Raw genomic sequence first — 26,658 nt, 5'->3', positions numbered from 1 at the left:
TATTCTAAATATTTAATTTTATATCCTTGAATAAACAATCAAAAGTGTAACAATTGAACTAAAAAGTATTCTTTTAGGTATAGTTATTGTTTTAAAGGTATAACATTAATGAATAAAATTATGCAAACATACGATTTACACTATATTTATAAACAAAAATCGAAGTTATTAACAACATTGTTAATAACTCTATTTATAACTTTATTTTCTTTTAATACTTATGCACAAGAGAAAGTAACAACTAAGGTTGGAGAGTTTAATTCTTTGAAAGTTTTTAACTCTTTAGATGTAGAATTGATAAAATCTAATGAACAAAAAGTTGTTGTTTCTGGAAAAAATGCAGAAAAAATTAAAGTTAAATTAAAAAATCAAATGTTGAAAATTTCTGTTGAAATCTCAGGAATTTTTAATTCAAAAGACGTGGCAATTCAAATTTATTACGCTGGACCAATCAATGTTATTGATGTAAATGAAGGTGCAAAAATTACAGCTGATCACGTTATAAAACAAAGCGCTTTAGAATTAAGAGCACAAGAAGGTTCGATGATTGAATTAGATGTTGATTTACGTTATTTAAATGTAAAATCTGTTTCTGGTTCAAGAATTGAAACGACTGGTTTTACAGAAAATCAAAATATTACGCTTTCTTTAGGTGGAGTTTACAATGGTTATGGTTTAAAATCAAATCAAACAACTATTTCTGCTGCAACAGGTGGAATAGGACATGTAACTGTTCAAGATGTTTTAAATGCTAAGGTAAAAATTGGAGGAGAAATTTATTATAAAGGAACTCCATCAGCAATTAATAAAGATAAAATCTTAGGAGGTAAGATAGAAAATGTACAATAGTATTTTATTTGCTATTAGTACTTTGTATAAATAATTAATTAGTATCTTTGCAACATAAATATCAAGAAGATGAATACACTAAATATATTTTTAGGAATCATGGGACCTTATCAGTGGGTTCTGATAGCAGTAGTAGTTCTATTATTATTTGGAGGTAGAAAAATTCCAGAATTAATGCGTGGTCTTGGAAGCGGAATTAAAGAATTTAAAGATGCTTCTAAATCAGATGACGATGAAGAAAAGAAAGCTATCGATAAGAAAAAAGAAGATAAAGAATAAGTAATTATCTTTAATATTGATATAAAAAAATCCTGATTATTAATTTATTTAATTATTAATCAGGATTTTTCGTGTAAAAAAGAACCTATTTAATAGGCTCTTTTTTCTTTATTATTTGTTTTATTTCTTTTGCTTTTTAGCCCAAGAATCTTTCAATGTAACTGTTCTGTTGAAAACTAATTTTTCCTTTGAACTATCATTATCTACACAGAAATATCCTTTTCTCTGGAACTGGAATCTATCTCCAATTTTAGCTTCCTTTAAATAAGGTTCTACATAAGCAGTAATAACTTCTAAAGAATCTGGATTTACAAAATCTTTAAAACTTTGTTCTTTATGTCCATCAGGAGCTTCATCAGTAAATAAACGATCATATAATCTAACTTCCGCAGGAACAGCATGTTTTTCAGAAACCCAATGAAGTGTTCCTTTTACTCTACGTTTACTAGCTTCTGTTCCACTTCCACTTTTTGATTCAGGATCATATGTACAATGAATTTCTGTAATATTTCCTTCTTCATCTTTAACAACATCTTCTCCTTTGATGATGTATGCATTCTTTAAACGAACTTCTTTACCTAATGTAAGACGGAAGAATTTCTTATTTGCTTCTTCTTTAAAGTCTTCTCTTTCGATAAATAATTCTCTTGAAAATGGAACTTCATGTGTTCCTGTATTTTCATCTTCTGGATTGTTAATTGCTGTTAACCACTCTTCTTTTCCTTCTGGATAATTTGTGATTATAAGTTTAATTGGATCTAAAACTCCCATTACTCGTGTAGCTATTTTGTTTAAATCCTCACGAATATTAAATTCTAATAAAGCAACATCAATAATGTTTTCACGCTTTGCAACTCCAACAGTATTTGCAAAATTTCGAATAGATGTTGGCGTATATCCTCTTCTTCTTAAACCTGAAATCGTAGGCATACGTGGATCATCCCATCCATTTACAATTCCTTCCTCAACTAACTGTAAAAGTTTTCTTTTACTCATTACAGTATAGTTTAAGTTTAAACGAGCAAATTCTCTTTGCTTATTTCGAACTGTTTCTGAATCGTAAATTTGATCTAAATACCAATCGTATAAAGGACGATGAACTTCAAATTCTAAAGAACAAAGTGAATGACTAATTTGCTCTAAATAATCCGATTGCCCATGTGCCCAATCATACATAGGATACATTTTCCAATCACTTCCTGTTCTATGGTGGTCTTTATGCATAATTCTATACATAATCGGATCACGCATATGCATATTTGGAGAAGCCATATCAATTTTTGCACGTAATACACAATGACCTTCTGAATATTCTCCATTTTTCATTTTTTCAAACATCTCTAAGCTTTGTTCCACTGGTCTTTCTCTGTGTGGACTATTTGTTCCTGGAGTTGTTGGTGTACCTTTTTGTGAAGCAATTTCCTCAGAATTTTGCGTATCAATATATGCTTTTCCTTCTTTAATTAATTGAACTGCCCAATCATAAAGTTGCTGGAAATAATCAGAAGTATAACATTCCTTGTCCCATTGAAAACCAAGCCACTCCACATCTTTTTTGATGGCATCTACGTATGCTTGCTCTTCTTTTTCTGGATTTGTGTCATCAAAGCGTAAGTTTACAGGCGCATCGTATTGCTGCCCTAACCCGAAGTTTAAACAAATTGCTTTAGCATGACCAATATGTAAAAATCCATTTGGTTCTGGGGGGAATCTAAAACGTAACTTATCTTTTGATAATCCATTAGTCAGATCATCTTCAATAATTTGCTCAATAAAATTAAGCGATTTTGATTCTTCTGTCATTTCTTTTCAACTATTAATGTTAAATAAAGCTGCAAAATTACAGAAAATTATAGTTTTATTTTAATTCTAATGGAATGTTTTGAAGTTGTATAACTTATGTTTTTATTTTTTACTTAATCTGACACAAAAAATTGAGCAAATCGATGCGGAATATTTTTTTCATTTATAAAACATCCTGGTTCTAATTCTGGAAATACTTCAGCAAAACTCATCACATTATTCATATTAATTCTTCGCATCACATGTTTTCTTTCAATTTCTGTATGTGAATCAACTCCTGTTGCAGCAATTAATTCTAACAAACTAAAAACAGTGTTACTATGAAATTTTTCTACAAGTTTTGCTTTTTTCTCTACATCTAATCCTTTTACTAAAGTCTGATTTTGTGTTGCAACTCCAGTCGGACACGTATTTTTATTGCATTTTAAAGATTGAATACATCCTAAAGAAAGCATCATTCCTCTGGCGCTATTACACAAATCTGCTCCTAAAGCTAAAACTCTTGCAATATGAAAACTACTCAATATTTTTCCTGAAGCAATCACTTTTATATCCTTTTTTAAATCAAATCCAGTTAATGTATCTGTCACGAAAACTAAACCATCTCGAAGTGGAAAACCAACCGAATTTGAAAATTCAACTGGAGCTGCTCCTGTTCCTCCTTCTCCACCATCTACTGTGATAAAATCTGGCTTAATTCCTGTCTTCACCATTGCTTTACAAACATCAATAAATTCTTGCTTCTTCCCAACACAAAGCTTGAATCCTACTGGCTTTCCTCCTGATAAATCACGCAATTTTTTAATAAAATGCACAAATTCTATCGGATTAGAAAATGCTGTGTGTGAAGGTGGAGAATGTACATCAATATGTGGTTTTATATTTCTAATTTTTGCAATTTCTGGAGTGTTTTTTATCGCAGGAAGAATTCCTCCATGTCCAGGTTTTGCACCTTGTGAAAGTTTAATTTCAATCATTTTTACTTGTGGATAATTCGATTTTTCTTGAAATAATTTTTCATCAAAATTTCCATCTTCTGTTCTACAACCAAAATAAGCAGTTCCTATTTGCCAAATAATATCTCCTCCTGGTTCTAAATGATATTTACTTAACCCTCCTTCTCCAGTATTATGTGCAAATTTTCCTTCTTTTGCTCCTTTATTTAAAGCTAAAACAGCATTATCACTCAAAGCACCAAAACTCATCGCTGAAATATTTAATAAACTTGCTGAATAAGGTTGTTTACAATCTTTTCCTCCAATAATAACTCTTGGAAATGGTCTTTCTATTTTTTTATTTTTTGCATACATCGAATGATCAATCCATTCATAACCTGCTTTATAAATTTCCATTTGTGTTCCAAATGGTGTTGTATCATTTATTCCTTTTGCTCTTTCATATACAAGAGAACGATAAATCCTATTAATCGGCCTTCCTTCTGTATTTGTTTCTACAAAATATTGCATGATTTCTGGACGAATTTCTTCAAAAATGTATCGTAAATGTCCAATAACAGGATAATTTTTAAGTATGGCATGCTTTTTCTGTATCATATCAAAGAATCCAAGTAAGAAAATTGGTCCAAAAAATAAAAAGAACCACAAAACATGAATCCAAAAAAAGCTAATTATTACAATTAAAGCTGTAACAGAATAGCAAATTCGTAAATATATTTTCTTGTAAGCCATCACTTTAAGTTTTAAATAATTTAAATTAAGCAATATTTTACTTGAACTTTTTAGTCGTTTTGTTAAAAAGTAATTAATGTTTTGATAAAATTTCTTGGATTTAATGTTGAAAATAAATGTTATTATTATAACAATTAGTTAAATAAATAAATTTAATGTATTGATTACATAAATTTAAAGACAAACTGTACTTTTTTGTACATTTGCGATAGACGATTAGGAATTAATTATTTAATTCCGAAAATTTGCAAAAAATTTAAAATATAATCTTTGAATTAAAATGAAAATAGCTGTAGTTGGCGCTACTGGAATGGTAGGTGGCGTGATGTTAAAAATTTTAGAGGAAAGAAATTTTCCTGTTACAGAATTAATCCCTGTTGCTTCTGAAAAATCAATCGGAAAAGAAATTGATTTTAAAGGAAAATCATATAAAATTGTTGGAATGCAACAAGCTATAGCTTTAAAACCTGAAATAGCAATTTTTTCTGCTGGAGGTGGAACTTCTTTAGAATGGGCACCAAAATTTGCTGAAGCTGGTATTACAGTTATTGACAATTCTTCTGCTTGGCGAATGCATCCAGATCATAAATTAGTTGTGCCTGAAATTAATGCTTCAGAACTGACAAAAGAAGATAAAATCATTGCAAATCCAAATTGTTCTACAATTCAACTTGTTTTAACTTTAGCTCCTTTGCATAAAAAATATACAATAAAAAGAGTTATTGTTTCTACATATCAATCGATTACTGGAACTGGTGTAAAAGCAGTTCAGCAATTGGAAAATGAATATGAAAATAAACAAGGCGAAATGGCTTATCATTATCCAATTCACAAAAATGCTATTCCACATTGTGATGTTTTTGAAGATAATGGTTATACAAAAGAGGAATTAAAATTAACTAGAGAACCTAAAAAGATTTTAGGAGATGATAATTTAAAAATTACAGCAACTGCTGTGAGAATTCCTGTGGTTGGTGGACATAGTGAAAGTGTAAATATCGAGTTTGAAAACGATTTTTCTGAATCGGATATTCGTAGAGCTTTAAACGATACAGATGGAATTGTTGTTCAAGATAATACAGATACAAATACATATCCAATGCCAATTTATGCTGAAGGAAAAAATGATGTTTTTGTAGGTAGAATTCGTCGTGATTATTCACAAGAGAACACTGTAAATATGTGGATTGTTTCTGATAATTTAAGAAAAGGAGCAGCGACAAATGCTGTGCAAATTGCAGAATATTTAGTTGCAAATAATTTAGTGTAGTTTACAATCTAGTTTTTCATATAAAAATCAAAAAGAGTGGACTTTAAGTTCACTCTTTTTTTGTGCTCTTTTTCTTATTTAGAATAATTTTAAAGAAAATGTTTTGTGGTTCTAAAAAACTAAGTACTTTTGTTTTTATTTAGAATAAATAAAAATAAGGTAAATTAGATTCTCATGTCCATATTCTTATTATTGTTTTTTATCACTGCAATTTTATACACTTTTGTGCATATTTCTTTAGCAGAAAATAGATGGATTCAATTAGTTTCTATCGCAATTCCAATAATTTTTGTTGTTGGAATTTATTCTTTTTCTGCAAAACAGAATAGCCAAACCGTTACAGAGATTTTAAATCTTGCTGGAGTAGTTTCTTTGGTTGCAATTTTTCAGATTTTTGAAGTTTTTATTCAAATTATCTTTTCTTTAATTCAATTAAAAGGACATTTTCTTACCAAGAAAAAACAACTGACAAATTGGATTCCAGTTTTTCCTTCTTTTTTATTTATCATCGGAATTTTTTTCATTCAAACTCTTTTTTTTCTAGAAATACACAATATTAATTATTTCTATTTGTCTTTAATTTTTGCACTAGGAACTGGAATTACACTGTTTTTAGGAAGTTTTTTAAGCAAAATCATGATTAAAGATTGGGGAACAAGAGCAGAAATAAAAATCCTGATTGGGCTTTTTCAATTGTTATTAGCTATGTTTTTACCGCTGATTGTGAAAGGAACAAAAATTCCATTTACACAATTAACAATCGAATGGTTTCCGATTACTTTCACTTTCGGAATCATCGGAATTTTCGCTGTTCTAGGCTACTTTTTTTATCAAAAGAATATTCAAATAAATTTCTTCAAGAAGTTTTTCCACAAATAAATTACACAGATTATGGATAGTATTACAAATATACTTTATTGGGTTTCTACAGGATTATTAATTCCTGTAATTGCATTATTACTTTTCGGTTTTGTACGCGCATTGATGTTGTTAGGAGGATTTTTCGGAATGTATATCAATCGATTAAAATATGAAAGCCATATCCAAGATTTTCTAAAACAATTCTCGGAAAATAAAATCACTGAAAACGATATTCAAGAGAAAATTACTGGAAATAAATTATTCAAAAACCACCTTTTAGATATCGTAAAATACAAATCAAATGAAAATCATATCGAAAAGATTTTATCTGACTTTGAAATCGCTTCTGAAAAAGAATTGAGTAGTTCGAAATCTTTGGCAAAATTAGGTCCAATGGTTGGTCTGATGGGAACTTTGATTCCTCTTGGTCCTGCTCTAGTTGGTTTGGCAAATGGAGATATTGCTTCGATGGCGCAAAACATGCAAGTTGCCTTTTCTACAACAGTTGTCGGGATTTTCGCTGGAGCAATTGGTTATGTAACGCAATTAGTGAAACAACGCTGGTTTATTTCAGATTTGAACAATTTAGAATTTTTAGCAAATACTTTAAAAAACAAAAACTAAGATGCGAAGAAAAAAACGATTGTTACAAGCTGGAGATGATGATCCGATGTCTGGAATGACCAATTTATTTGATATCGCAATGGTTTTTGCAGTTGCTCTGATGGTTGCTTTGGTTTCTAGATTTCAAATGACAGAAATGTTGACTAAAGATGATTTTACAATTGTAAAAAATCCTGGAAAAACAAACATGGAAATTATCCAAAAGAAAGGAAAAACCATTGAAAAATACAAGGGTTCTAAAGGAAGTTCGGAAGGAAAAGGAAAGAAAGTTGGAACTGCATATCAGCTTGAAAACGGAGAAATTATTTACGTTCCTGAAGAATAAACTTAATAAAATAAAACATTTTACTGGCGCGAGTTTGAAACTCGTGTTCATTTAAAGAAATATTTAATTGACTTTAAAATAATAATAAGGGCATTTCCCTAACGGGTCAGGCTTTCCGCTATATCTTTTTTACTTAAAGCAATATAATGAAGAGAAGTAAAAAAGGATGCCACTTCAATCCTTAATGCAAAAATAAATCATCTAAAATGAAACGTAAAATACTAATTATCATAAGTACTCTTATAATTTTGGTGCTTGTGTTTTTTGCTTATAAAGCACAATTTACCAAAATCGCTTTAGTAAATTATCGTGATTCGCAAATGGCAGAAATTGTTAAAGCGAATGAGAATCCTTTTATTGAAGTAGAACAAATTGATTTAAAAGAAAATGATTTTTCAGGAATTGAAAAATATCCTGTGATTTATCTTTTCCATATCAGTATGTTGTCTGAAACACAAAAAGAAAACTTGAAAAAAGCTATGGAAAACGGAAGTACTGTACACGTTTTAATGGCGACAAGTAAAGAGAATAATTTTAGTAATATCACTGGAGAAGATTTGGAATATATCACAAAATGTTTCGAAAATGAAAGTGTGAAAAATATACAGAATTTCTTGAATTATTCTAGAAAGAAATTTGATAAAAAATCACTTTTTACTTCAGAAATTGAAAAACCAGTTGTGATTCCAAAAGATGTTTTTTATAGAATAGGAACAACAGATTATTTCGAAAATATTGAAGATTATTGGAAGTATTATAAAGAACAAAATCTTTATAAAGAAAATGCGAAAACTATCGTATTAATGAGTTCTAATAATGGTTCGCAATCGCAGTATCGAGAATATATGGATGCGATGATTTTGGAACTAGAAAAAAGAGGTCATAATGTGGTTGCAATTGAAGGATTCAAAAAAGTTTTAGATAATATTAAAGCTGCAAAACCTTCGATGGTGATTAATTTCCCACATGGAAGAATTGGTAGAAATGATTCTTTTGTAAAATATCTTCAGGAAGAAAATATTCTTTATCTAACACCACAATTAGTTTTTAATTCACAAAAAGAATGGGAAACAGATCAGCAAGGAATTTCTGGTGGATTGATGGGACAAAATATCGTGGTTCCAGAATTAGATGGAGGAATTCATCCTTTTGCAATTGCGGCAGAATATATTACAGAAAACGGATTTCATACATATAAACCAATTCCAGGAAGAGTTGAAAATTTCTCAGAAACTGCAACGCGTTGGCTTTCTTTAAAAGATAAAGAAAACAAAGACAAAAAGTTTGTTGTTTATTACTACAAAGGAAACGGAAAAAATGCTTTAAGCGCTGGAGGTTTAGAAGTAGGAAAATCTCTTTTTGCGATGCTTCAAACTTTAGAAAAAGATGGTTATAATGTTGGAGATTTTTCAGGAAACTTTGATAAGTTCATGGAAAGAATTCATACGGAAGGACCAATTTTAGGAGATTATGCGAAAGGAACTTTAGATAAATTTATCAAAGAAGGAAAACCAGCTTTAGTTTCTGCAACAGAATATAAAAAATGGATTCAAGAAGAATTGCATCCAGAAAGTGTGCAGAATGTAGAGAAAACGTATGGAGAAGCTCCTGGAAAATATTATACTACAACAATTGAAAATGAAAAGTATTTAGCAATTCCGAGAGTGCAATTTGGAAATGTTGTATTAATGCCAGTTTTACAAGCTGCTTTAGGAGAAAATGAATTCAAATTACAACACGGTCTTCCAAAGCCTCCGCCACACGCTTATATTGCTTCTTATCTTTGGGCTAGAAAAGGATTCGATACAGATGTGGTTGCGCATTTTGGAGCGCATGGAAGTGTAGAATTTACACCTTGGAAACAATTATTACTTTCTCAAAAAGATTGGCCAGAAGTATTGGTTGCGCCAGTTCCACATTTATATTTCTATTCAATTGACAATATTGGAGAAGCAATGATGGCAAAACGTAGAACCTATGCAACGATGCTTTCTCATTTAACACCTCCTTATACAGATTCAGAATTGTATGGTTCTTTTAAAGATATTGCGAAATTATTGCATAAATATCCTGAGTTAGAAGAAGGAAAATTAAAAGAAACGTATAAGAAAAATATTCAAACAGTTATAGATACACTTCATATTGATAAAGATTTAGAATTAACAAAAGAAGAAATTGCTGCTTTAGATGATGAAACAGCAAAAACAATTCATACCTATCTTCATGAAATAGAAAAAGAGAAAATTATTATTGGTTTACATGTTTTAGGAGAAAAGCAAACAGAAGAAGAAACATATCAAACTGTACGAATGATGTCGGTAGATCCGATTTCACAAAGTTTGAATTATTTAAATTCATTAGAATCAAAACATCATCATGATGAACATAGTCATAATCATGGAAAGCACAGTCATCATCATTCTCATGAAAAAAATAAAAATAGACATGGACATGATGATTTTCATGGACAAGCTTTAAGTATTATAGATGCGATTTTAAAAGAAAATAAAAATCCACAGGATGTTTTTGGAATAAAAAGAGAAGCTCGTTTACAAGAATTATTTGCTGCTTATGGTTTAGAAGATAAAGGAAATATTTCTTCGTATTACGGAGGAAATTATGCAAAGCAAAAAAGAAAAGGAATTATTTTAAATGAAAATAAAGGAGCTAAACAAGAAATGGTTTATGATTCTAAAACGCATAAAATGGTTCCAAAATCTAGTATTACAAAACATGGAATTAAAGGAGATAAATCAAAACAAGAGATGGTTTATGATCCTAAAACACATAAGATGGTTCCAAAACCTAGTGCAGAACCAGAAAAAGTAGATTTAAAGAAAGCGACAAGTACTTATATACATTTATTTTCAGATAGAAAAAATGAGCAAGCTTTAGATTATTTAAAAACGAAAGAAGGACTTCAAGAATTCTTAGGGTTATTGAATGAGAAAAGTTTAAAGCAGTATAAAAATGCTTTACGATTGGATGATTCAAATGCTTGGAAAGTTACTGCAATGGAAAATAAATATTTCCAAAAAGTAGTGAAGTTCTTGAAAGATTCTACGCAACAACAGTCATTTTTCGATAATATAAAAGAAGCTTCTGTTGTAGATAGAGCAATGAAATATCGTGGAATGGTAGAGAAAGGAATTTATAACAAAGCGATTGAGAAATCGAAACTGAATGAATTCTTTAAAATTTATAAAGAATCTCCTGTAGCTTATGAGAAATATTTGAAAAAAGAAGAAAAATCAACTGTTGAAAAACAAGAGAAAATTATTTCTTTCTATATAAAAAATAAAGAAGTTTTAAATGTAGTAGAAAATTCAGATTCATCAAATTTCAAAGCTTTACAAGGAATTTTAAAAAGTGAAAAAGGGTTTACTTCGCTTTTAGCAAAAGAAAAAGCAATTGAAAGTAGACTTTTAAGAATTGAAACGAAAGAAAAAAGAATTTTAGAAGCTTTAATTCAGTTAAAAGAAGCTTTATATAATGTTCAAGATTATCGAGTGAATTTACAAGAATCGCCGAATTTTGAAATGCAAGCGATGTTAAACGGATTGAATGGAGGATATATTTCGCCATCTTCTGGAGGAGATCCAGTTTCGAATCCTTTAGCAACACCAACAGGAAAGAATTTATATGCGATTAATGCAGAAGTTACGCCAACAAAAGAAGCTTATGAAACTGGTCAAGAATTGGCAAAACAGATTCTAAAAAAGCATTTAGATAAACATGGAAAATATCCGAAGAAAATAACGTATTCACTTTGGGGAGGAGAATTTATTCGTAACCAAGGAATGAATATCGGACAGATTTTTTACATGTTAGGAGTAGAACCAGTTCGAAATACTTATGGTAGAGTTTACGATGTTCGTCTGATTCCTTTAGAAGATTTAAAAAGACCTAGAATTGATGTTTTAGTACAAACTTCAGGACAGTTTAGAGATTTGGCAGCTTCTCGTATTAATTTAATAAATAAAGCTGTAGAATTGGCTGCAAATGCAAAAGAAGAAGGTAAAGAAGAAAACTTTGTAAAAGCTGGAACATTACAAGCAGAAAAATCTTTAAAAGCAAAAGGATTTTCTCCAGAAGAAGCACAAAAATATGCTACAACCAGAGTTTTTGGTGGTGCTAATGGGCATTATGGAACAGGAATTATGGGAATGGTAGAAAAAGGAGATGCTTGGGAAACGGAAGATGAAATTGCAGAAACATATATCAAAAATATGGGAGCAATTTATCAGGAAGGAGATTGGACAACTTTCAAAGAAGGATTATTGGAAACCATGATGGAAAATGCAGAGGTTGTTGTGCATCCAAGATCTTCAAATGAAACTGGACCAATTTCTCTGGATCATGTTTATGAATTTATGGGAGGAATCACAGCGAGTATTCGTGTGACAACTGGGAAAGATCCTGATGGATATTTTAATGATAATAGAAATAAATACAATCCGAAAGTTCAAGGTCTGAAAGAAGCAATTTGGACAGAAACAAGAACAAATCTTTTCAATCCAAAATATATCAAAGGACAAATGAAAGAAGGAGAATCTGCGGCAGAAGGTTTTGCAGAGAATTTCCGTGATACATATGGTTGGAACGTAATGAAACCAGATGCGATTGATAAAGAGATTTGGGAAGGATATTATGACATTTATGTAAAAGACAAGCAGAATTTAGGAACGATTGAATTCTTTAAAAATACAAATCCGTATGCTTTGCAAGAAATGACAGCTGTAATGTTAGAAACAGTTCGAAAAGGATATTGGAAACCAAGTGAAAATATCAAGAAAGAAATTGCCAAATTACATGCAGAATTGGTCAAAGAAAATACAGCTGGATGTAGTGAATTTGTTTGTGATAATTCGAAATTAAAAGAAATGATTTCTGGACTTTTAGATAAAGATTTAAAAGAAAGTTATACGCAACAAATCGAAGAAGTTCGTTCAGGGAAAAAGTCAGAACAAGCAGAAGGAATGGTTTTAGAAAAAGAAGAAATTCAGAAATCTTCTGTGCAGGAATTATTAAAAGACAATTTATCTACAATTCTTTGGATTGTATTATTACTTGGAGGAGCAATTACTTTCGGAATTATTAAGCGAAGAAAAGAGAGAGAGTAATTATATTGACATGCTCAGTTTTGTGAAAGCTACTTCCAAATTTGGAAGTAGCTTTTTTTAATCATCATCTTGTGTGTAAAATTCCTCACAATCTGTAATATATAATGCAATTAAGTAGCTATGTAAACTATCGACTACATATTGTTGTTGGTTTGGTAAATAAAAATTGAAAGGATATACATATTCGATATTATCGTAATATCCATTTGCCATATCTGAGAAATAATTTTGATGTTCTTGTAAATTATTGAATGTTATAACTTCTCCATCTACATTCATTTGAACTGGATACACAATTCCTGTGATACATTCTTCAAATTGAAAATCGAAATCGAAATCAAAAAATAACTTTTCACAATCTGATAAATAAAAACTTAAAAGCGCAGGATCATGAATAGTATATTGTTCGTCCAATTCATTTGGATTTACAACGGTATAAGGAAAATCAAATTCAATATCGACGTTTTGAGATTCATATTGATTAAAAATATTCATGAATTCTTCATAATTATCAACTTCAATTTCACTTTGGTTATAAATCATAGAAACAGGAAAATCTAATGTGTAACAAGGTAAATCTTCTTGATTATCATTACACGATTCAAGTAATTCACTAAATTCTGCTGCATTATCAATAAATTGTAAAGATCCATTTTCCAAACGAACAACAAAAGGATAAGCAATATCAATTTCAAGACCATTATATTCATCTAATGTTTGAATATATTGAACAGGACTATAGACTGTATGTGCTTCATTATTGACTAAAAGTTGAATTGGATATTGGAAATCAAAGCAATCTTGTGCTGGTTGGTAATTACAATTTTGCACAGTTTCATTAAAACTCTGTTCATTTGCAATATTTTTTTGCACATCGATATGTGGAAATTTGATTTGAAAAGGAAATGCAATTCCATAATCTGTACCTGAATCAATTTGATACTCAACAACATTTTTCATTCCTTCTAAATTCTCAACAGTCATTGTCACTTGATTGTCGATTTTAATATTTACTGGATAAACAAATTCAAAACAAAGAAAGTCTTCTAAGTTTTCTTCCTCATTTTCCAGATAAAAGCGAAAAGTGTCTATATAAGAATTCAAAGATTCACTTGGCTCGATTATCTTATCATCTATCGAATTTTCCCCAATAGAATCATCATTTTCACAAGAGTTGAAAATAAATCCTACCAAAAAGATAATAAGAATTTGGTTACGTAAATTTTTCATGATTAATTCGCTATTCTGTTTGAATAGAACAATACTTTTTATAATTACCCTACTCAGCGTCAAATAAAATAAATTATTTCAAAACTTTTATTCTTTTCTCGAAAATAATAATTTTACAACCCCTTTTAATATCATTATTAAATGACTAAAGATAAAAAATCGGTTTGTAAACCATCTACTTTTCAAGAGCTTTATACTAAATACTCAAAAGATGTTTATCATTTTATGTATTATAAAACAGGCTCTAAAGACAACGCAGAAGATTTGCTTCAGGAAGCTTTCGTAAGACTTTGGAAGAATTGCGAAAAAGTTTCTTATGAAAAAGCGAAGTCTTTTCTGTTTACTGTTGCTTCTAATTTGTTTCTTAACGAAAAAAAACATGAAAAAGTTGTTTTAAAGTACAGAGAATCACAAAATGTGAGCGAAAGTAGAGATAATGACACACCAGAAAACTTATTAAGACAAAAAGAATTTCAACAAAAATTAAATGATGCAATTGCTTCTTTATCTGAAAAGCAACGAGAAGTTTTTTTATTGAGCAGAATTGACAAAAAAACGTATGCAGAAATTGCTGAAATGCTCGGGATTTCAGTAAAAGCAGTAGAAAAACGTATGCACAAAGCTTTATCTGTATTAAGAGAAAAAATTGGAAAAATATAGGTAGGGTATTATTTAATAATGTTGTTATAGTAGTATAAAACCATGAAAACAGAAGATAACATAGAAAATAAAGATGTTTTTTTAGCACAATGGATTGCTGGCGAAATTTCTGATTTGGAACTGAAAAAATTAGTTTCGGAAGAAGATTTTGCTGTCTTTTCAGAAATAAAAAAACAGTCAGAATTTTTGGAAGCACCAAAATTTGAAATGAATCAGAATTTTGAGGCAATCAAAAATCAAATTGACACGCCAAAAAAGAAATCAAAAGTGATTCCGCTTTGGATGTATGCAGCAGCAGCATCTGTAGTAATAATGATTTCTTTCTTTTTATTAAAAACTTCTCCTACAACAATTCAAACAGGAATTGGAGAACAAAGACTAGCAATGCTTGTTGACAGCTCGGAAGTTATTTTGAATGCAAAATCGAAATTAACATATCAACCAAGCATGTGGAAATTTGAAAGAAAGCTAAAACTAGAAGGTGAAGCTTATTTTAAAGTTAAAAAAGGAAGTAAATTTACTGTAGAAACAGAAAATGGAACTGTTACAGTACTTGGAACTCAATTTGATGTAAATAGTTTAGATAATTATTTTAAAGTTGTTTGTTACGAAGGAAAAGTTTCTGTAAAACAAGCAGAAAAAGAAACTATTTTAACACAATCCAATGCTTATCAAAATAGTGACAACAAAATTGAGAAATGGAATTCTAATTTAGAAGCGCCTTCTTGGGTAAATGGAGAAAGTACTTTTGAGAAAACTCCATTGAAAATTGTTATTGAAGAATTAGAGAAACAATATGATATTAACATAGATAATTCAGTTAACTCCAATAAATTATTTACTGGAACGTTAAGTAATACAAATCTCGAACTCGCTTTGCAAACGTTAACTACGGCGTTGCAATTAAAATATGAAGTTTCAGAGAAAAATATTACGATAACGAAGTAAATAATGAGAGTTTTTTTAAGTATTCTTTTTTTATGTATAACTATTTCTGTTTATGCACAGAAAGAGAATACTTATACTTGTAATTTTCAAAATGCTTCACTTCAAAACGCACTTTCAGACCTAGAAAAACACTTTGAAATTCGATTTTCTTATGAATCGAAACTTATTGAAAATGTGCAAATTTCACTACAAGAAAAAGATAAAAAATTAGAAGAAATTATATCTATTCTTGAAGAAAAAACAATTCTTGATTTTAAAATCTTATCCAATAAATATATTGTTATTCAGAGAAAAACACAGAAAAGTTTGATAAAAGGTTATGTTTTTTCGAACTATAAAAAACCAATTTCTGGAGCAATTATTAGTATTGGAAAAAAAAATACAATCACAAATACAAAAGGTTATTTTGAAATCAGTCATATTCCTGAAGCTGATTTAAGATTGAAACATCTTTCTTATGAATCTAAAATTATTTCATTTGAAAAAATAGAAAATAAAGAAATTCATACGTTTGTTTTAGAAGATAAAATCAATATTCTTCCAAGTATTTTTATTTCAAATTTCTTGACGAAAGGAATTAAAAAAACAAATAATTCTTTTGTGATTCGACCAGGGAAATTAGGAATTATTCCAGGTTTAACAGAACCTGATATTTTACAAAGTTTACAACTTCTTCCAAGTGTAAAAAGTCCAAATGAATCTGCTACAAAACTTTATGTTCGTGGCGGAACTCCAGACCAGAATTTAATTTTATGGGATGGAATTCAGATGTTTCATACAGGACATTTGTTTGGGATGGTTTCTGCTTTTAATCCATATATCACAAAGAAAGTTACTTTTATGAATAAAGGAACTTCTGCGCAATATGGTGAGCGAATTTCAAGTACGATTTTAATGGAATCAGATACGAGAGTTCCTACTAAAATAAGTGGTGAAGTTGGTATAAATATGATCAATGTGGATGCTTCTATTAAGATTCCGATTATCAAAAATAAATTAGGAATTATTTTAGCGACACGTTCTTCTATTGCAGATTTTTATCAGTCGATAACTTTAAAAAATATTGCTAAAAAAACATTTGAAAATACACGAATCCATTATACAGATGAAGATTTTGAAACATTTAAATTTAATGATTATAATGTGAAATTAATTTGGAATTTAAGTCCAAAACATCGTTTTAATTTTAGTTATATTCATTTAAATAATGAATTAGATTACCTGAATACTTCTACAGAAAATGAAATTTTTCAAGATTATTTATTTACAAGAAATTATGGTTATAGTTTTCGAGCTAAAAATAGATGGACAGACAAATTTAGTACAGAAACTACAGCATTTTTATCGAGATATAAGTTGATTTATAACTACGGAATTTATGAAGGTTCTAAGGAAAATATGAAAGAAAATTATGCTAAGCGTAATAGTATTTCAGATTTTGGAGTAAAAGTTTTGACAAATTATGATTTTGCAAAATATAATAGAATTCAATTTGGAGCAGAAGTAGATTATAAAAATGTTGGGTATGATTTTAAAGGAGAAAGTGTCAATTATGTTTTAAACTTAGATGCGAGCAAAGAAGAAAATAAAACTTATGCTTCTTTTGTGGAATATTCTTTTAAAAACCCAAATATATTTTATTTAAATATTGGCTTAAGAACAAATTATTTTAGCATTTTAAAAGAAAATAAAATTGAACCAAGAATTGTAATTACAAAGCCATTTGGGAAATTCTGGAAATTTTCTGTTTCTACAGAGATTAAACATCAAGTGATTAGTCAAATTCGAGAAACAGCTTTTAATAATTTTGTGTTAGAAAATCAACTTTGGACTTTATCTAGTGAGGATAAATTTCCTTTGATAAAAAGTACACAAAACACTGGAAGTTTGACTTATTTCAAGGATAATTGGTATTTTAATGTGGAATTTTACCATAAAAGAGTAAAAGGAATAACTACAAAAACTTTAGGTTTTTTAAATCCTTATGATAATGAATATCATACAGGAAATAGTACGATAAATGGAATTGATTTCTTTGCACAAAAAACGATTTCAGATTTTAAAACTTCACTTAGTTATTCTTATTTAAAAAATAAAACTTTCTTTCAAAATTTAAATGATAACAAAGATTTTTTCGCAAATACAGACATTAAACATGCGATTAAATGGTCTGGAATTTACCAATGGAAAAAGTTTCAATTTGCACTTTTATGGACTTGGCATACAGGAAAACCTTATACAGAAGTTTATAACGCAAACACATCACAAAAAGGAGCTCCAGAAATATTTTATGAAGAAATAAACAATAAAAGATTACCAAATTATTCTAGAGTTGATTTTTCATCAACTTATCAATTTAATTTTACAAAAAAGATAAAAAGTAAAATTGGAATTTCTTTTTTAAATATTTTAAATACAAAGAATTATATCAATCGAGAATATAAAGTAAATAGTACTTTAGTGAATGAATTGGTTGTAATTGATAGAAAAGGTTTACTTTTTACACCAAATATTTTATTCAGAGTAATGTTTTAAACATAAAAAAACCACTTAAAACTAATTAAGTGGTTTTTTTATGTTGTTTCAACAATTATTTATTGTCTAACAAATACTAAATAATGTTGATTTACAGATACTTCTTCTGGAGTGAAAGGTACTCTCATTTTAGCGTAATTATCTCTAAATTCAGGATAAATAATGTCAAGTTCAAAAGCTCCTCCTGGAGTAGATTGCGCTGCAATATTGTAACCTCCGTCATTTCTCTTAGACCAGTCACCAGTATACATCGTTTCTTCACAAGGACCACCTTCTTCTTGGTCATACCAATTTGATGATAAATCACCATTTGCTTGGAAGTTAATAGTAGATTGAATTACACAATCATCTCCAACTTCAACCTCAGTTCCGTCAGGAGTTACTTGAATAATTTTTTCTAATTTCCAATTACCGATAATTGGATCTACATAATTATTATCATCGTCATCGCTACACGAAACTAATGCCATTGTCGCAACCACAAAAAACAAAAGTATTTTCTTCATAATAAAATCATTTAAATAATTAACTATACTCAAATATAATTAATAAAATTATGAATTAAATATTTAAAATTCTTAAAATCAGTAATTTAAATGAATTTTAACATTTAGATTCCTGTACTTCCAAATCCTCCACTTCCTCTTTCCGTAGTACTTAATTCAGAAACTTCTTTCCATTGAATGTGTTCGTATTTAGCAATAACCATTTGTGCAATTCGATCTCCATCATTGATTGTAAATTCTTCATTAGAAAGATTAACCAAAATAACACCAACTTCTCCTCTATAATCTGCATCAATTGTTCCAGGAGCGTTTAAAACAGTAATTCCGTGTTTTGCTGCCAATCCACTTCTAGGGCGAACTTGTGCTTCTGTACCTTCTTCTAAAGCGATAAAAAGTCCAGTTTTTACAATAGTTCTTTCTAAAGGTTTTAAAGTAATTGGTTCTTCAATGTTTGCTCTTAAATCCATTCCAGCAGAATTTGCTGTTTCGTAGCTTGGCGTTTCGTGTTTTGATTTATTTATTATTTCTACTTGCATTTTTTAACGTTTTAAGATTTTTTGTAATTCTTTTTTCTCTTTTAAAAATAATACGATTAGATAGAATAAGAAAAAAGCTGTTGCAATCCATAAATTATCTGAAATGTAATAATCATAGATTAAAAATAAGATTACAGAAAAGATTAAATAAAAGAAAATGTCTTTTATATTATATGGAATTAAATAATGTTTTCTACTAAATATATAAGAAATTACTGTCATACTTCCATATGCTGCTAAAGTTGCCCAAGCTGCACCAATAGAACCAATTTTTGGAACTAATAAATATAAAAAAGCAACAGTTATTAACGCTCCAAAAACAGAAAAATACATTCCGTATTTTGTTTTATCTGTTAATTTATACCAAATAGATAAATTGTTATAAATTCCAAATAATAACAGAGCAACAAGAATTATTGGAACAATATGAAGTAATTCAAAGAAAGAGGAACTTCCCAATAAAAGTGGTGCGATTATATCGATATAAAGCATCACAAAAAGCATTAACAAACTTCCTGCAATTGTAAACCATTTCATAATAATTGCATAGGCTTCTTTTGCATTGTCTTTAGAAGCATAATTAAAGAAAAACGGTTCTGCTCCTAATTTAAAAGCATAAATAAACAAAGACATAATTACTCCAATTTTATAAGCAGCAGCATAAGCTCCCATTTCATAATCGCCCATTACATCTTTAATAACTAATTTGTCTAAATTTTCATTGGTGATATAAGCTAAACCTGCAATCAAAATTGGCCAACTATAACCAAGCATATCTTTAATTATTCTTTTGTCAAAAGTGATTTTAAACTTAAAAATTACAGGTAAAAGCACGAAAAAAGTAACAACACTTGCAATTAAATTTGCAATAAAAATATATCCTTCTTTAAAATGAAAATTAAAATTTGAAGAAACAAATTCAGGTAAAAAATAGCCTTTTTTCAATGCCAATGGAATATACCATAAGAATAAAAGATTAAAAAAAGCAAAAACAGTAATGTTTAAAATTCGAATAAGAGTATAACGAATAGGACGATTTGTCACACGTAAGTATGCGAAAGGAATTACAACCAATGCATCTAAAATACTTATCCAAACTAAAAGTTCGAAATAAATTGGTTTTGAGAAACCTATAAAATTAGCAATTTCTGTTTTGAATAAGAGTAAAGCTAAAAGCGCAATAATCGAAGTTGAAAAAATACTTAAAAAAGAAGTCGAAACTACTTTTCTTTTTTCCTTTTCTTTATTGAAATAGCGGAAGAAAGTTGTTTCCATTCCGTATGCTAATAGAACATTTAAATAAGCAATCCACACATAAAAATGTGTATTATTACTAAATTGTTCGTTTGATAAATTCGAAGTATGTAATTTTACCAAAGCCACATTGATAGCTTTCGGTAATACTGCTGCAATTCCATAAATTACAGTGTTTTTCAAAAATCGTTTAAGTGTGCTCAATTTATTTGTTTAAGTAAAAACAAAGATAAACAAATGTGCTTTTTCTGAATAAAATAAAAGGATTCTAGCATATTAAATTTTTAAGTCTCCGTGAAAAAGCGTTATTTTTGCATATATAAAATAATTATTTACATGGATTTTATACCGAGAATTGCCGTTTTTGGCGGAGGAAGTTGGGCTACGGCTATCGTGAAAATGTTGTGTGAAAACCTTGAAACAGTAGGTTGGTATATGCGAAATCAAAATGCAATTGATTACATTGAAAAAAACGAGCATAACCCAAATTATTTGAGCTCAGCTGAATTTGACACCAAGCAATTATATTTAAGTTCTGACATTAATGAATTAGTAGAATATGCAGAAATTCTGATTTTTGCGATTCCTTCTGCTTTTTTAAAAACAGAATTAGAAAAAATTACGGTTCCATTAGACGATAAAATAATTTTCTCAGCAATTAAAGGAATTGTTCCTGAAACAGGTTTAATTGTTGGAGAACATTTTCATAAAATGCATAATATTCCATTTGAAAATATCGGTGTAATCACTGGTCCTTGTCATGCGGAAGAAGTTGCGATGGAACGTTTATCTTATTTGACAATCGCTTGTCAGGATGAAGAAAAAGCTATTGAATTAAGTAAATTTATTGAAGGAGATTATATCAAAGTTAAAATTTCAGATGATATTATTGGAACAGAATATGCAGCGATGTTGAAAAATATTTATGCAATTGCTGCCGGAATTGCTCATGGTTTAGGTTATGGAGATAATTTTCAAGCTGTTTTAATGTCGAATTCGATTCGTGAGATGAAACGCTATATTCGAAAAATTCATAAAATGAAACGAAATATTAATAATTCTGCTTATTTAGGAGATTTATTAGTGACAGGATATTCTGTTTTTAGTAGAAATAGAACTTTCGGAAATATGATTGGTAAAGGATATACTGTTAAGTCTGCAATGTTGGAAATGAGTATGATTGCTGAAGGATATTATGCTGTAAAATCTGCTTATAAAATCAATAAAGAATTGAAAGCGAAAGCACCAATTATCAATTGTGTTTACAATATTATTTATGAAGGAAAAGATCCGAAAAAGCAATTTAAAAAGTTGACGGATTTATTAGATTAGAATTAAAATACTTTTTGAAAATATGCGAAAGATTGTCTGAAAATGGCAATCTTTTTTATTTTCGATGGCTTAGGGATTGAAGTGAAAAGCTTTTGAAGAATTTTAAAATTAGAATTTCTTAAGGAAAAGAAGCGACTCTGAAGAAGCTTTTTTGACTTTTAGAATTCTTTTTTAAAACTTCAAAACTTGAAACGAAAAGCCCGACCCGAAGGGAAAGCTCCAAATTTAATATTCTAGAATTTTTATCTTTAGTGTTAAATTTCTGTGTTAGATTTTAGTAATTTCGCAATTCAAAAATTAAAAAACTTCAAACAATTGGCTAAAGCAAAGAAAGAAACTCCGTTGATGAAACAATACAATAGTATCAAGGCGAAATATCCGGATGCTATGTTACTTTTTAGAGTAGGTGATTTTTATGAAACTTTTGGAGAAGACGCAAAAAAAGCGGCGCAAGTTCTTGGAATTACGTTGACAAAACGTGGAGCTGGAAGTGATAGTGAAACTGCGTTAGCTGGATTTCCACATCATTCTTTGAATACGTATTTACCAAAATTAGTAAAAGCAGGAATGCGTGTGGCGATTTGTGATCAGTTGGAAGATCCGAAAATGACCAAGAAAATTGTGAAAAGAGGAGTTACAGAACTAGTAACACCTGGAGTTTCCTTGAATGATGAAGTTTTACATTCGAAATCGAATAATTTTTTAGCTGCAATTCATTTTGGGAAAAAACAATTGGGAATTTCTTTTTTAGATGTTTCAACAGGAGAATTTTTGGTTGCACAAGGAAATGAAGAATACATTGATAAATTGCTTCAAAACTTTAAACCAAATGAAGTTTTAGTTCAAAAACAGCATAAATCGAAGTTTATTGACACTTTTGGAGATAATTTTTATTCTTTTTATTTAGAAGATTGGATTTTCCAAATTGATTATGCTTTGGAAACTTTACACAATCATTTTAAGGTAAAATCTTTAAAAGGATTTGGAATTGAAGATTTGGAAGAAGGGCAAATTGCTTCTGGAGCGATTATGTATTATTTGGGAGAAACGCAGCATAATCAATTACAACATATTGTTTCGATTCAGCGAATTTTAGAAGACTATTATGTTTGGATGGATAGATTTACGGTACGAAATTTAGAATTATATAATTCAAGTTCTGTAGATGCTGTTACACTTTTAGATGTGATTGATCGAACAATTTCTCCAATGGGAGGAAGATTGTTGAAACGTTGGTTGGCACTTCCTTTGAAAGATATTAATCGAATTAAGAAACGACATGAAGTTGTAAAATATATTTTAGAAAATGAGGAATTTCATCAAGTTTCTTCTTATCAAATAAAGCAAATCAGTGATATAGAGCGTTTGATTTCAAAAGTTGCTACAGGAAAAGTTAGTCCAAGAGAAGTTGTTCTTTTAAAAGATTCTTTAAATGCGATTATTCCTGTTAAAGAAGCAGCTTTATTAAGTACAAATGAAGCTTTAAGAGCGATTGGAGAGCAATTACAAGATTGTACAACTTTAAGAGAAAAAATTACCAAAACACTTCGAGAAGATGCTCCAGTAAATATTGCAAAAGGAAATGCAATTGCAGAAGGAGTTTCGAAAGAATTGGATGAACTTCGTAATATTTCCAACTCAGGAAAAGAATATTTAGATGGTCTTTTAGCGAGAGAATCTGAAAGAACGGGAATTCCTTCTTTGAAAATTGCTTTTAATAATGTCTTTGGATATTATATTGAAGTTAGAAATACGCATAAATCAAAAGTTCCAGAAGAATGGATTCGTAAGCAGACTTTGGTAAATGCAGAGCGATATATTACGGAAGAATTAAAGGAATATGAAGCGAAAATTCTTGGAGCTGAAGAGAAAATCGGACAATTAGAACAAGAGCTTTTTGCAGAGTTGATTAGTTTTATGATGGATTATATCAAGCCAATTCAGTTGAATGCGCAATTAATCGCACAATTGGATTGTTTGACTTCATTTGCTTCGATTGCCAGAGAAAATAATTATGTTCGTCCACTAATGGATGATTCGACAGATTTAGAAATTAAAAATGGTCGCCATCCTGTGATTGAAAAGCAATTGCCAATTGGAGAAGAATATATTGCAAATGATGTTGTTTTAAATAGAGAACAACAACAGATTATCATGATTACTGGACCAAATATGAGTGGTAAATCTGCTATTTTACGTCAAACAGCATTGATTGTTCTTCTAGCACAAATGGGAAGTTATGTTCCAGCAGAAAATGCAAGAATTGGAATTATTGATAAGATTTTTACTCGTGTTGGTGCAAGTGATAATATTTCGATGGGAGAATCAACTTTCATGGTAGAAATGAATGAAACTGCGAGTATTTTGAATAATATTTCCGATAGAAGTTTGGTTCTTTTAGATGAAATTGGAAGGGGAACAAGTACGTATGATGGAATTTCTATCGCTTGGGCAATTGCAGAATATTTACATGAACATCCGACAAAAGGAAAGACACTTTTTGCAACGCATTATCATGAATTAAATGATATGCAAGAAGAGTTTGAACGAATCAAAAATTACAATGTTTCTGTAAAAGAATTGAAAGATACTGTGATTTTCTTGCGTAAATTAGTAAAAGGAGGAAGTGAACATAGTTTTGGAATTCATGTAGCGAAATTAGCAGGAATGCCGCAATCTGTAATTCATAGAGCTTCTAAGATGCTTAAACATTTAGAAAATAGTCATAGTAGTGAAGATGTAAAAGAATCGCTTAAACAAGCAAAAGAAGAGTCAGACATGCAATTGAGTTTCTTTCAATTGGATGATCCACTTTTAGAAAATATAAAAGAAGAAATTTTACATACAAATATTGATACATTAACACCAGTAGAAGCCTTGATGAAGTTAAATGAAATCAAGAAAATGTTGGTGAAGAAATAGAACTAAAAAATAGAGATAAAAAAAAGAGGCTTTTAAAGCCTCTTTTTTGTTTTATTCTACAGTAACTGATTTTGCTAAGTTTCGTGGTTGATCAACATTACAACCTCTCATTAATGCAATATGATAAGAAAGTAATTGCATTGGAATTGTCGTTAGTAAAGGACTAAAAGCTTCTTCAGAATCTGGAATCTCAATAACGTGGTCGGCTATTAGTTTTACAGTTTCATCACCTTTAGTAACGATTGCGATAATCTTTCCTTTTCTAGATTTGATCTCTTGAATATTACTTACAACCTTTTCATAATGTCCTTTTTTCGTTGCAATAACGATTACTGGCATTTGCTCATCAATTAAAGCAATTGGACCATGTTTCATTTCAGCAGCAGGATAACCTTCTGCATGGATGTAAGAAATTTCTTTTAGTTTTAAAGCTCCTTCTAAAGCAACAGGGAAATTGAATCCACGACCAAGATATAAACAATTTGGAGCATCTTTATACTCTTCTGCAATTTGTTCAATTTGATCATTGATTACTAATAATTCTTGTACTTTATTAGGAATAAGTTCCATTTCTTGTAAGTAAGAATGGTAATTAGCATTAGATAAAGCTCCATTTGCTTTTCCAAGTTTTAATGCGATAAGCGCTAATACAGTGATTTGCGTTGTAAAAGCTTTTGTAGAAGCAACTCCAATTTCTGGACCTGCATGTGTATAAGCTCCTGCATCCGTTTCTCTTGCGATAGAAGAACCAACAACATTACAAACTCCAAAAACAAAAGCACCTTTAGATTTTGCAAGTTTAATTGCAGCTAAAGTATCCGCAGTTTCCCCAGATTGAGAAATTGCGATTACAATGTCTTTTTCGTTGATAACTGGGTTTCTGTATCTGAATTCAGAAGCATATTCTACTTCTACAGGAATTCTTGCAAAATCTTCAAACATATATTCTGCAACAAGTCCAGCATGCCAAGAAGTTCCACAAGCAACGATGATGATTCTATTTGCATTTAAGAATCTTTCCATATGATCATCAACACCAGCCATTTTAATGATTCCTTCATTGGCTAATAATCTACCTCTGTAAGTATCAACAATAGCATCAGGTTGCTCATAAATTTCTTTTAACATGAAATGATCATAACCTCCTTTTTCTATTTGTTCAAGGCTTATTTCAAGTTCTTGAATTTCTGGAGCAGGAACGATAGAATCGTCCATTACTTTACGAACTCTGATATCTCTTCCAATTTTTACAATAGCTAATTCTTGATCTTCAAGATAGATAGCTTCTTTTGTAAATTCGATGAAAGGAGATGCATCAGAAGCAAAGAAGAATTCTTCATTGTCTTTACCAATTCCAATTGCGATTGGGCTTCCTAATCTTGCAACGATGATTTCATCTGGTTTTTTAACATCAAAAACAGCAATTGCATAGGCACCAATTACTTGTTTTAAAGCAATTTGAACAGCTTTTCCAAGTTTACAATTGTTTTGTTTTTTAACTTCTTCGATTAAGTTAATTAAAACTTCCGTATCTGTATCACTTTTGAATATGTATCCTCTTGAGATTAATTCTTTTTTGATTGTGTCATAATTTTCGATAATTCCATTATGCACAATAGCTAATTCTCCTGACTGAGAAAGGTGTGGGTGAGAATTTACATCATTAGGAACACCATGAGTTGCCCATCTAGTGTGACCAAAACCAATAGTTCCTATATGATTATTTGTCTCATCTGTAATTTTTTCTAAATCTGATACTTTTCCTTTTGTTTTGCTAACTTCTAATTTATCATTATTATAAAGAACAATACCTGCACTATCATATCCTCTGTATTCTAGTCTTTTTAGACCATTTACAACGATAGGATAAGCCTGTCTATGTCCTATATATCCAGCGATTCCACACATATTTT

Annotated in this window: 19 protein-coding genes; 12 read left to right on the top strand and 7 right to left on the bottom strand. The window is 29.7% G+C overall.

The genetic code is table 11. The features are described 5' to 3' along the window. Positions 1-108: 108 nt before the first annotated feature. Both I1A51_RS15315 and tatA read left to right on the top strand, forming a co-directional pair. Complete coding sequence (locus tag I1A51_RS15315) at positions 109-849, top strand: head GIN domain-containing protein (RefSeq protein WP_196895465.1); 741 nt, start codon at positions 109-111, stop codon at positions 847-849. Between the two features lie 69 nt (positions 850-918). Next, positions 919-1,128, top strand: a complete 210-nt coding sequence (gene tatA / locus I1A51_RS15310) for a twin-arginine translocase TatA/TatE family subunit (protein WP_196895463.1) — start codon at positions 919-921, stop codon at positions 1,126-1,128. 120 nt (positions 1,129-1,248) lie between these two features. Here tatA and I1A51_RS15305 read toward each other — a convergent pair whose 3' ends face one another. After that, positions 1,249-2,931, bottom strand: coding sequence for a glutamine--tRNA ligase/YqeY domain fusion protein (locus I1A51_RS15305; protein WP_196895461.1), 1,683 nt, complete (start codon positions 2,929-2,931; stop codon positions 1,249-1,251). Between the two features lie 113 nt (positions 2,932-3,044). Next, positions 3,045-4,619 (bottom strand): FMN-binding glutamate synthase family protein, encoded by a 1,575-nt coding sequence (locus I1A51_RS15300; protein ID WP_196895459.1) that lies wholly within the window; start codon positions 4,617-4,619, stop codon positions 3,045-3,047. Between the two features lie 280 nt (positions 4,620-4,899). On the opposite strand from I1A51_RS15300, the gene I1A51_RS15295 reads away from it, so the two are divergent. From I1A51_RS15295 to I1A51_RS15275, 5 genes are all read left to right on the top strand, one after another. After that, positions 4,900-5,889 carry an aspartate-semialdehyde dehydrogenase gene (locus I1A51_RS15295; protein ID WP_196895457.1) on the top strand — a complete coding sequence of 330 codons (990 nt, stop codon included), beginning with the start codon at positions 4,900-4,902 and terminating at the stop codon, positions 5,887-5,889. Positions 5,890-6,063: 174 nt separating this feature from the next. Next, on the top strand, positions 6,064-6,768 hold the full coding sequence (locus tag I1A51_RS15290; protein WP_196895449.1) for a hypothetical protein: 705 nt from the start codon (positions 6,064-6,066) through the stop codon (positions 6,766-6,768). 12 nt (positions 6,769-6,780) lie between these two features. Next, positions 6,781-7,374 (top strand): MotA/TolQ/ExbB proton channel family protein, encoded by a 594-nt coding sequence (locus I1A51_RS15285; protein WP_196895447.1) that lies wholly within the window; start codon positions 6,781-6,783, stop codon positions 7,372-7,374. A 1-nt stretch (position 7,375) separates the two neighbouring features. Continuing rightward, complete coding sequence (locus I1A51_RS15280) at positions 7,376-7,699, top strand: DUF2149 domain-containing protein (RefSeq protein ID WP_196895445.1); 324 nt, start codon at positions 7,376-7,378, stop codon at positions 7,697-7,699. Between the two features lie 206 nt (positions 7,700-7,905). Then, positions 7,906-12,822 carry a cobaltochelatase subunit CobN gene (locus I1A51_RS15275; RefSeq protein WP_196895443.1) on the top strand — a complete coding sequence of 1,639 codons (4,917 nt, stop codon included), beginning with the start codon at positions 7,906-7,908 and terminating at the stop codon, positions 12,820-12,822. Positions 12,823-12,879: 57 nt separating this feature from the next. Here I1A51_RS15275 and I1A51_RS15270 read toward each other — a convergent pair whose 3' ends face one another. After that, positions 12,880-14,052 (bottom strand): hypothetical protein, encoded by a 1,173-nt coding sequence (locus tag I1A51_RS15270; RefSeq protein ID WP_196895441.1) that lies wholly within the window; start codon positions 14,050-14,052, stop codon positions 12,880-12,882. Between the two features lie 141 nt (positions 14,053-14,193). Between I1A51_RS15270 and I1A51_RS15265 the strand changes: the two genes are divergently transcribed. The 3 genes from I1A51_RS15265 to I1A51_RS15255 are packed head-to-tail and all read left to right on the top strand — an operon-like array spanning position 14,194 to position 18,195. After that, the gene (locus tag I1A51_RS15265; RefSeq protein WP_196895440.1) at positions 14,194-14,712 is read left to right on the top strand and encodes an RNA polymerase sigma factor; all 519 of its coding nucleotides are present in this window, start codon (positions 14,194-14,196) and stop codon (positions 14,710-14,712) included. A gap of 42 nt (positions 14,713-14,754) precedes the next feature. Further along, positions 14,755-15,660, top strand: coding sequence for a FecR family protein (locus I1A51_RS15260; RefSeq protein WP_196895438.1), 906 nt, complete (start codon positions 14,755-14,757; stop codon positions 15,658-15,660). A 3-nt stretch (positions 15,661-15,663) separates the two neighbouring features. Next, positions 15,664-18,195 carry a FecR domain-containing protein gene (locus tag I1A51_RS15255; protein WP_196895436.1) on the top strand — a complete coding sequence of 844 codons (2,532 nt, stop codon included), beginning with the start codon at positions 15,664-15,666 and terminating at the stop codon, positions 18,193-18,195. Between the two features lie 59 nt (positions 18,196-18,254). Here the strand turns inward: I1A51_RS15255 and I1A51_RS15250 are convergent, their stop codons facing one another. The 3 genes from I1A51_RS15250 to I1A51_RS15240 form a co-directional block, all read right to left on the bottom strand. Continuing rightward, positions 18,255-18,701, bottom strand: coding sequence for a lipocalin-like domain-containing protein (locus I1A51_RS15250; protein ID WP_196895434.1), 447 nt, complete (start codon positions 18,699-18,701; stop codon positions 18,255-18,257). A 104-nt stretch (positions 18,702-18,805) separates the two neighbouring features. After that, entirely contained in the window at positions 18,806-19,237 is a 432-nt protein-coding gene (gene dut, locus I1A51_RS15245; protein WP_196895432.1) for a dUTP diphosphatase, read from the bottom strand. Between the two features lie 3 nt (positions 19,238-19,240). Then, on the bottom strand, positions 19,241-20,695 hold the full coding sequence (locus I1A51_RS15240; RefSeq protein ID WP_196895430.1) for an oligosaccharide flippase family protein: 1,455 nt from the start codon (positions 20,693-20,695) through the stop codon (positions 19,241-19,243). Positions 20,696-20,827: 132 nt separating this feature from the next. On the opposite strand from I1A51_RS15240, the gene I1A51_RS15235 reads away from it, so the two are divergent. Together I1A51_RS15235 and mutS are read left to right on the top strand one after the other, a co-directional pair. After that, positions 20,828-21,823 (top strand): NAD(P)H-dependent glycerol-3-phosphate dehydrogenase, encoded by a 996-nt coding sequence (locus I1A51_RS15235; protein WP_196895428.1) that lies wholly within the window; start codon positions 20,828-20,830, stop codon positions 21,821-21,823. 345 nt (positions 21,824-22,168) lie between these two features. Further along, entirely contained in the window at positions 22,169-24,745 is a 2,577-nt protein-coding gene (mutS, locus tag I1A51_RS15230; RefSeq protein WP_196895651.1) for a DNA mismatch repair protein MutS, read from the top strand. A gap of 51 nt (positions 24,746-24,796) precedes the next feature. Here mutS and glmS read toward each other — a convergent pair whose 3' ends face one another. Then, positions 24,797-26,653, bottom strand: coding sequence for a glutamine--fructose-6-phosphate transaminase (isomerizing) (glmS, locus tag I1A51_RS15225; RefSeq protein WP_196895426.1), 1,857 nt, complete (start codon positions 26,651-26,653; stop codon positions 24,797-24,799). Positions 26,654-26,658 lie beyond the last annotated feature (5 nt).

This window comes from Aureivirga marina (assembly GCF_015767265.1).
GTDB classification, from domain to species: Bacteria; Bacteroidota; Bacteroidia; order Flavobacteriales; family Flavobacteriaceae; genus Aureivirga; species Aureivirga marina.
Note: the sequence above shows the minus strand (reverse complement) of the source record. Positions and strands in the feature narration are given on the sequence as shown.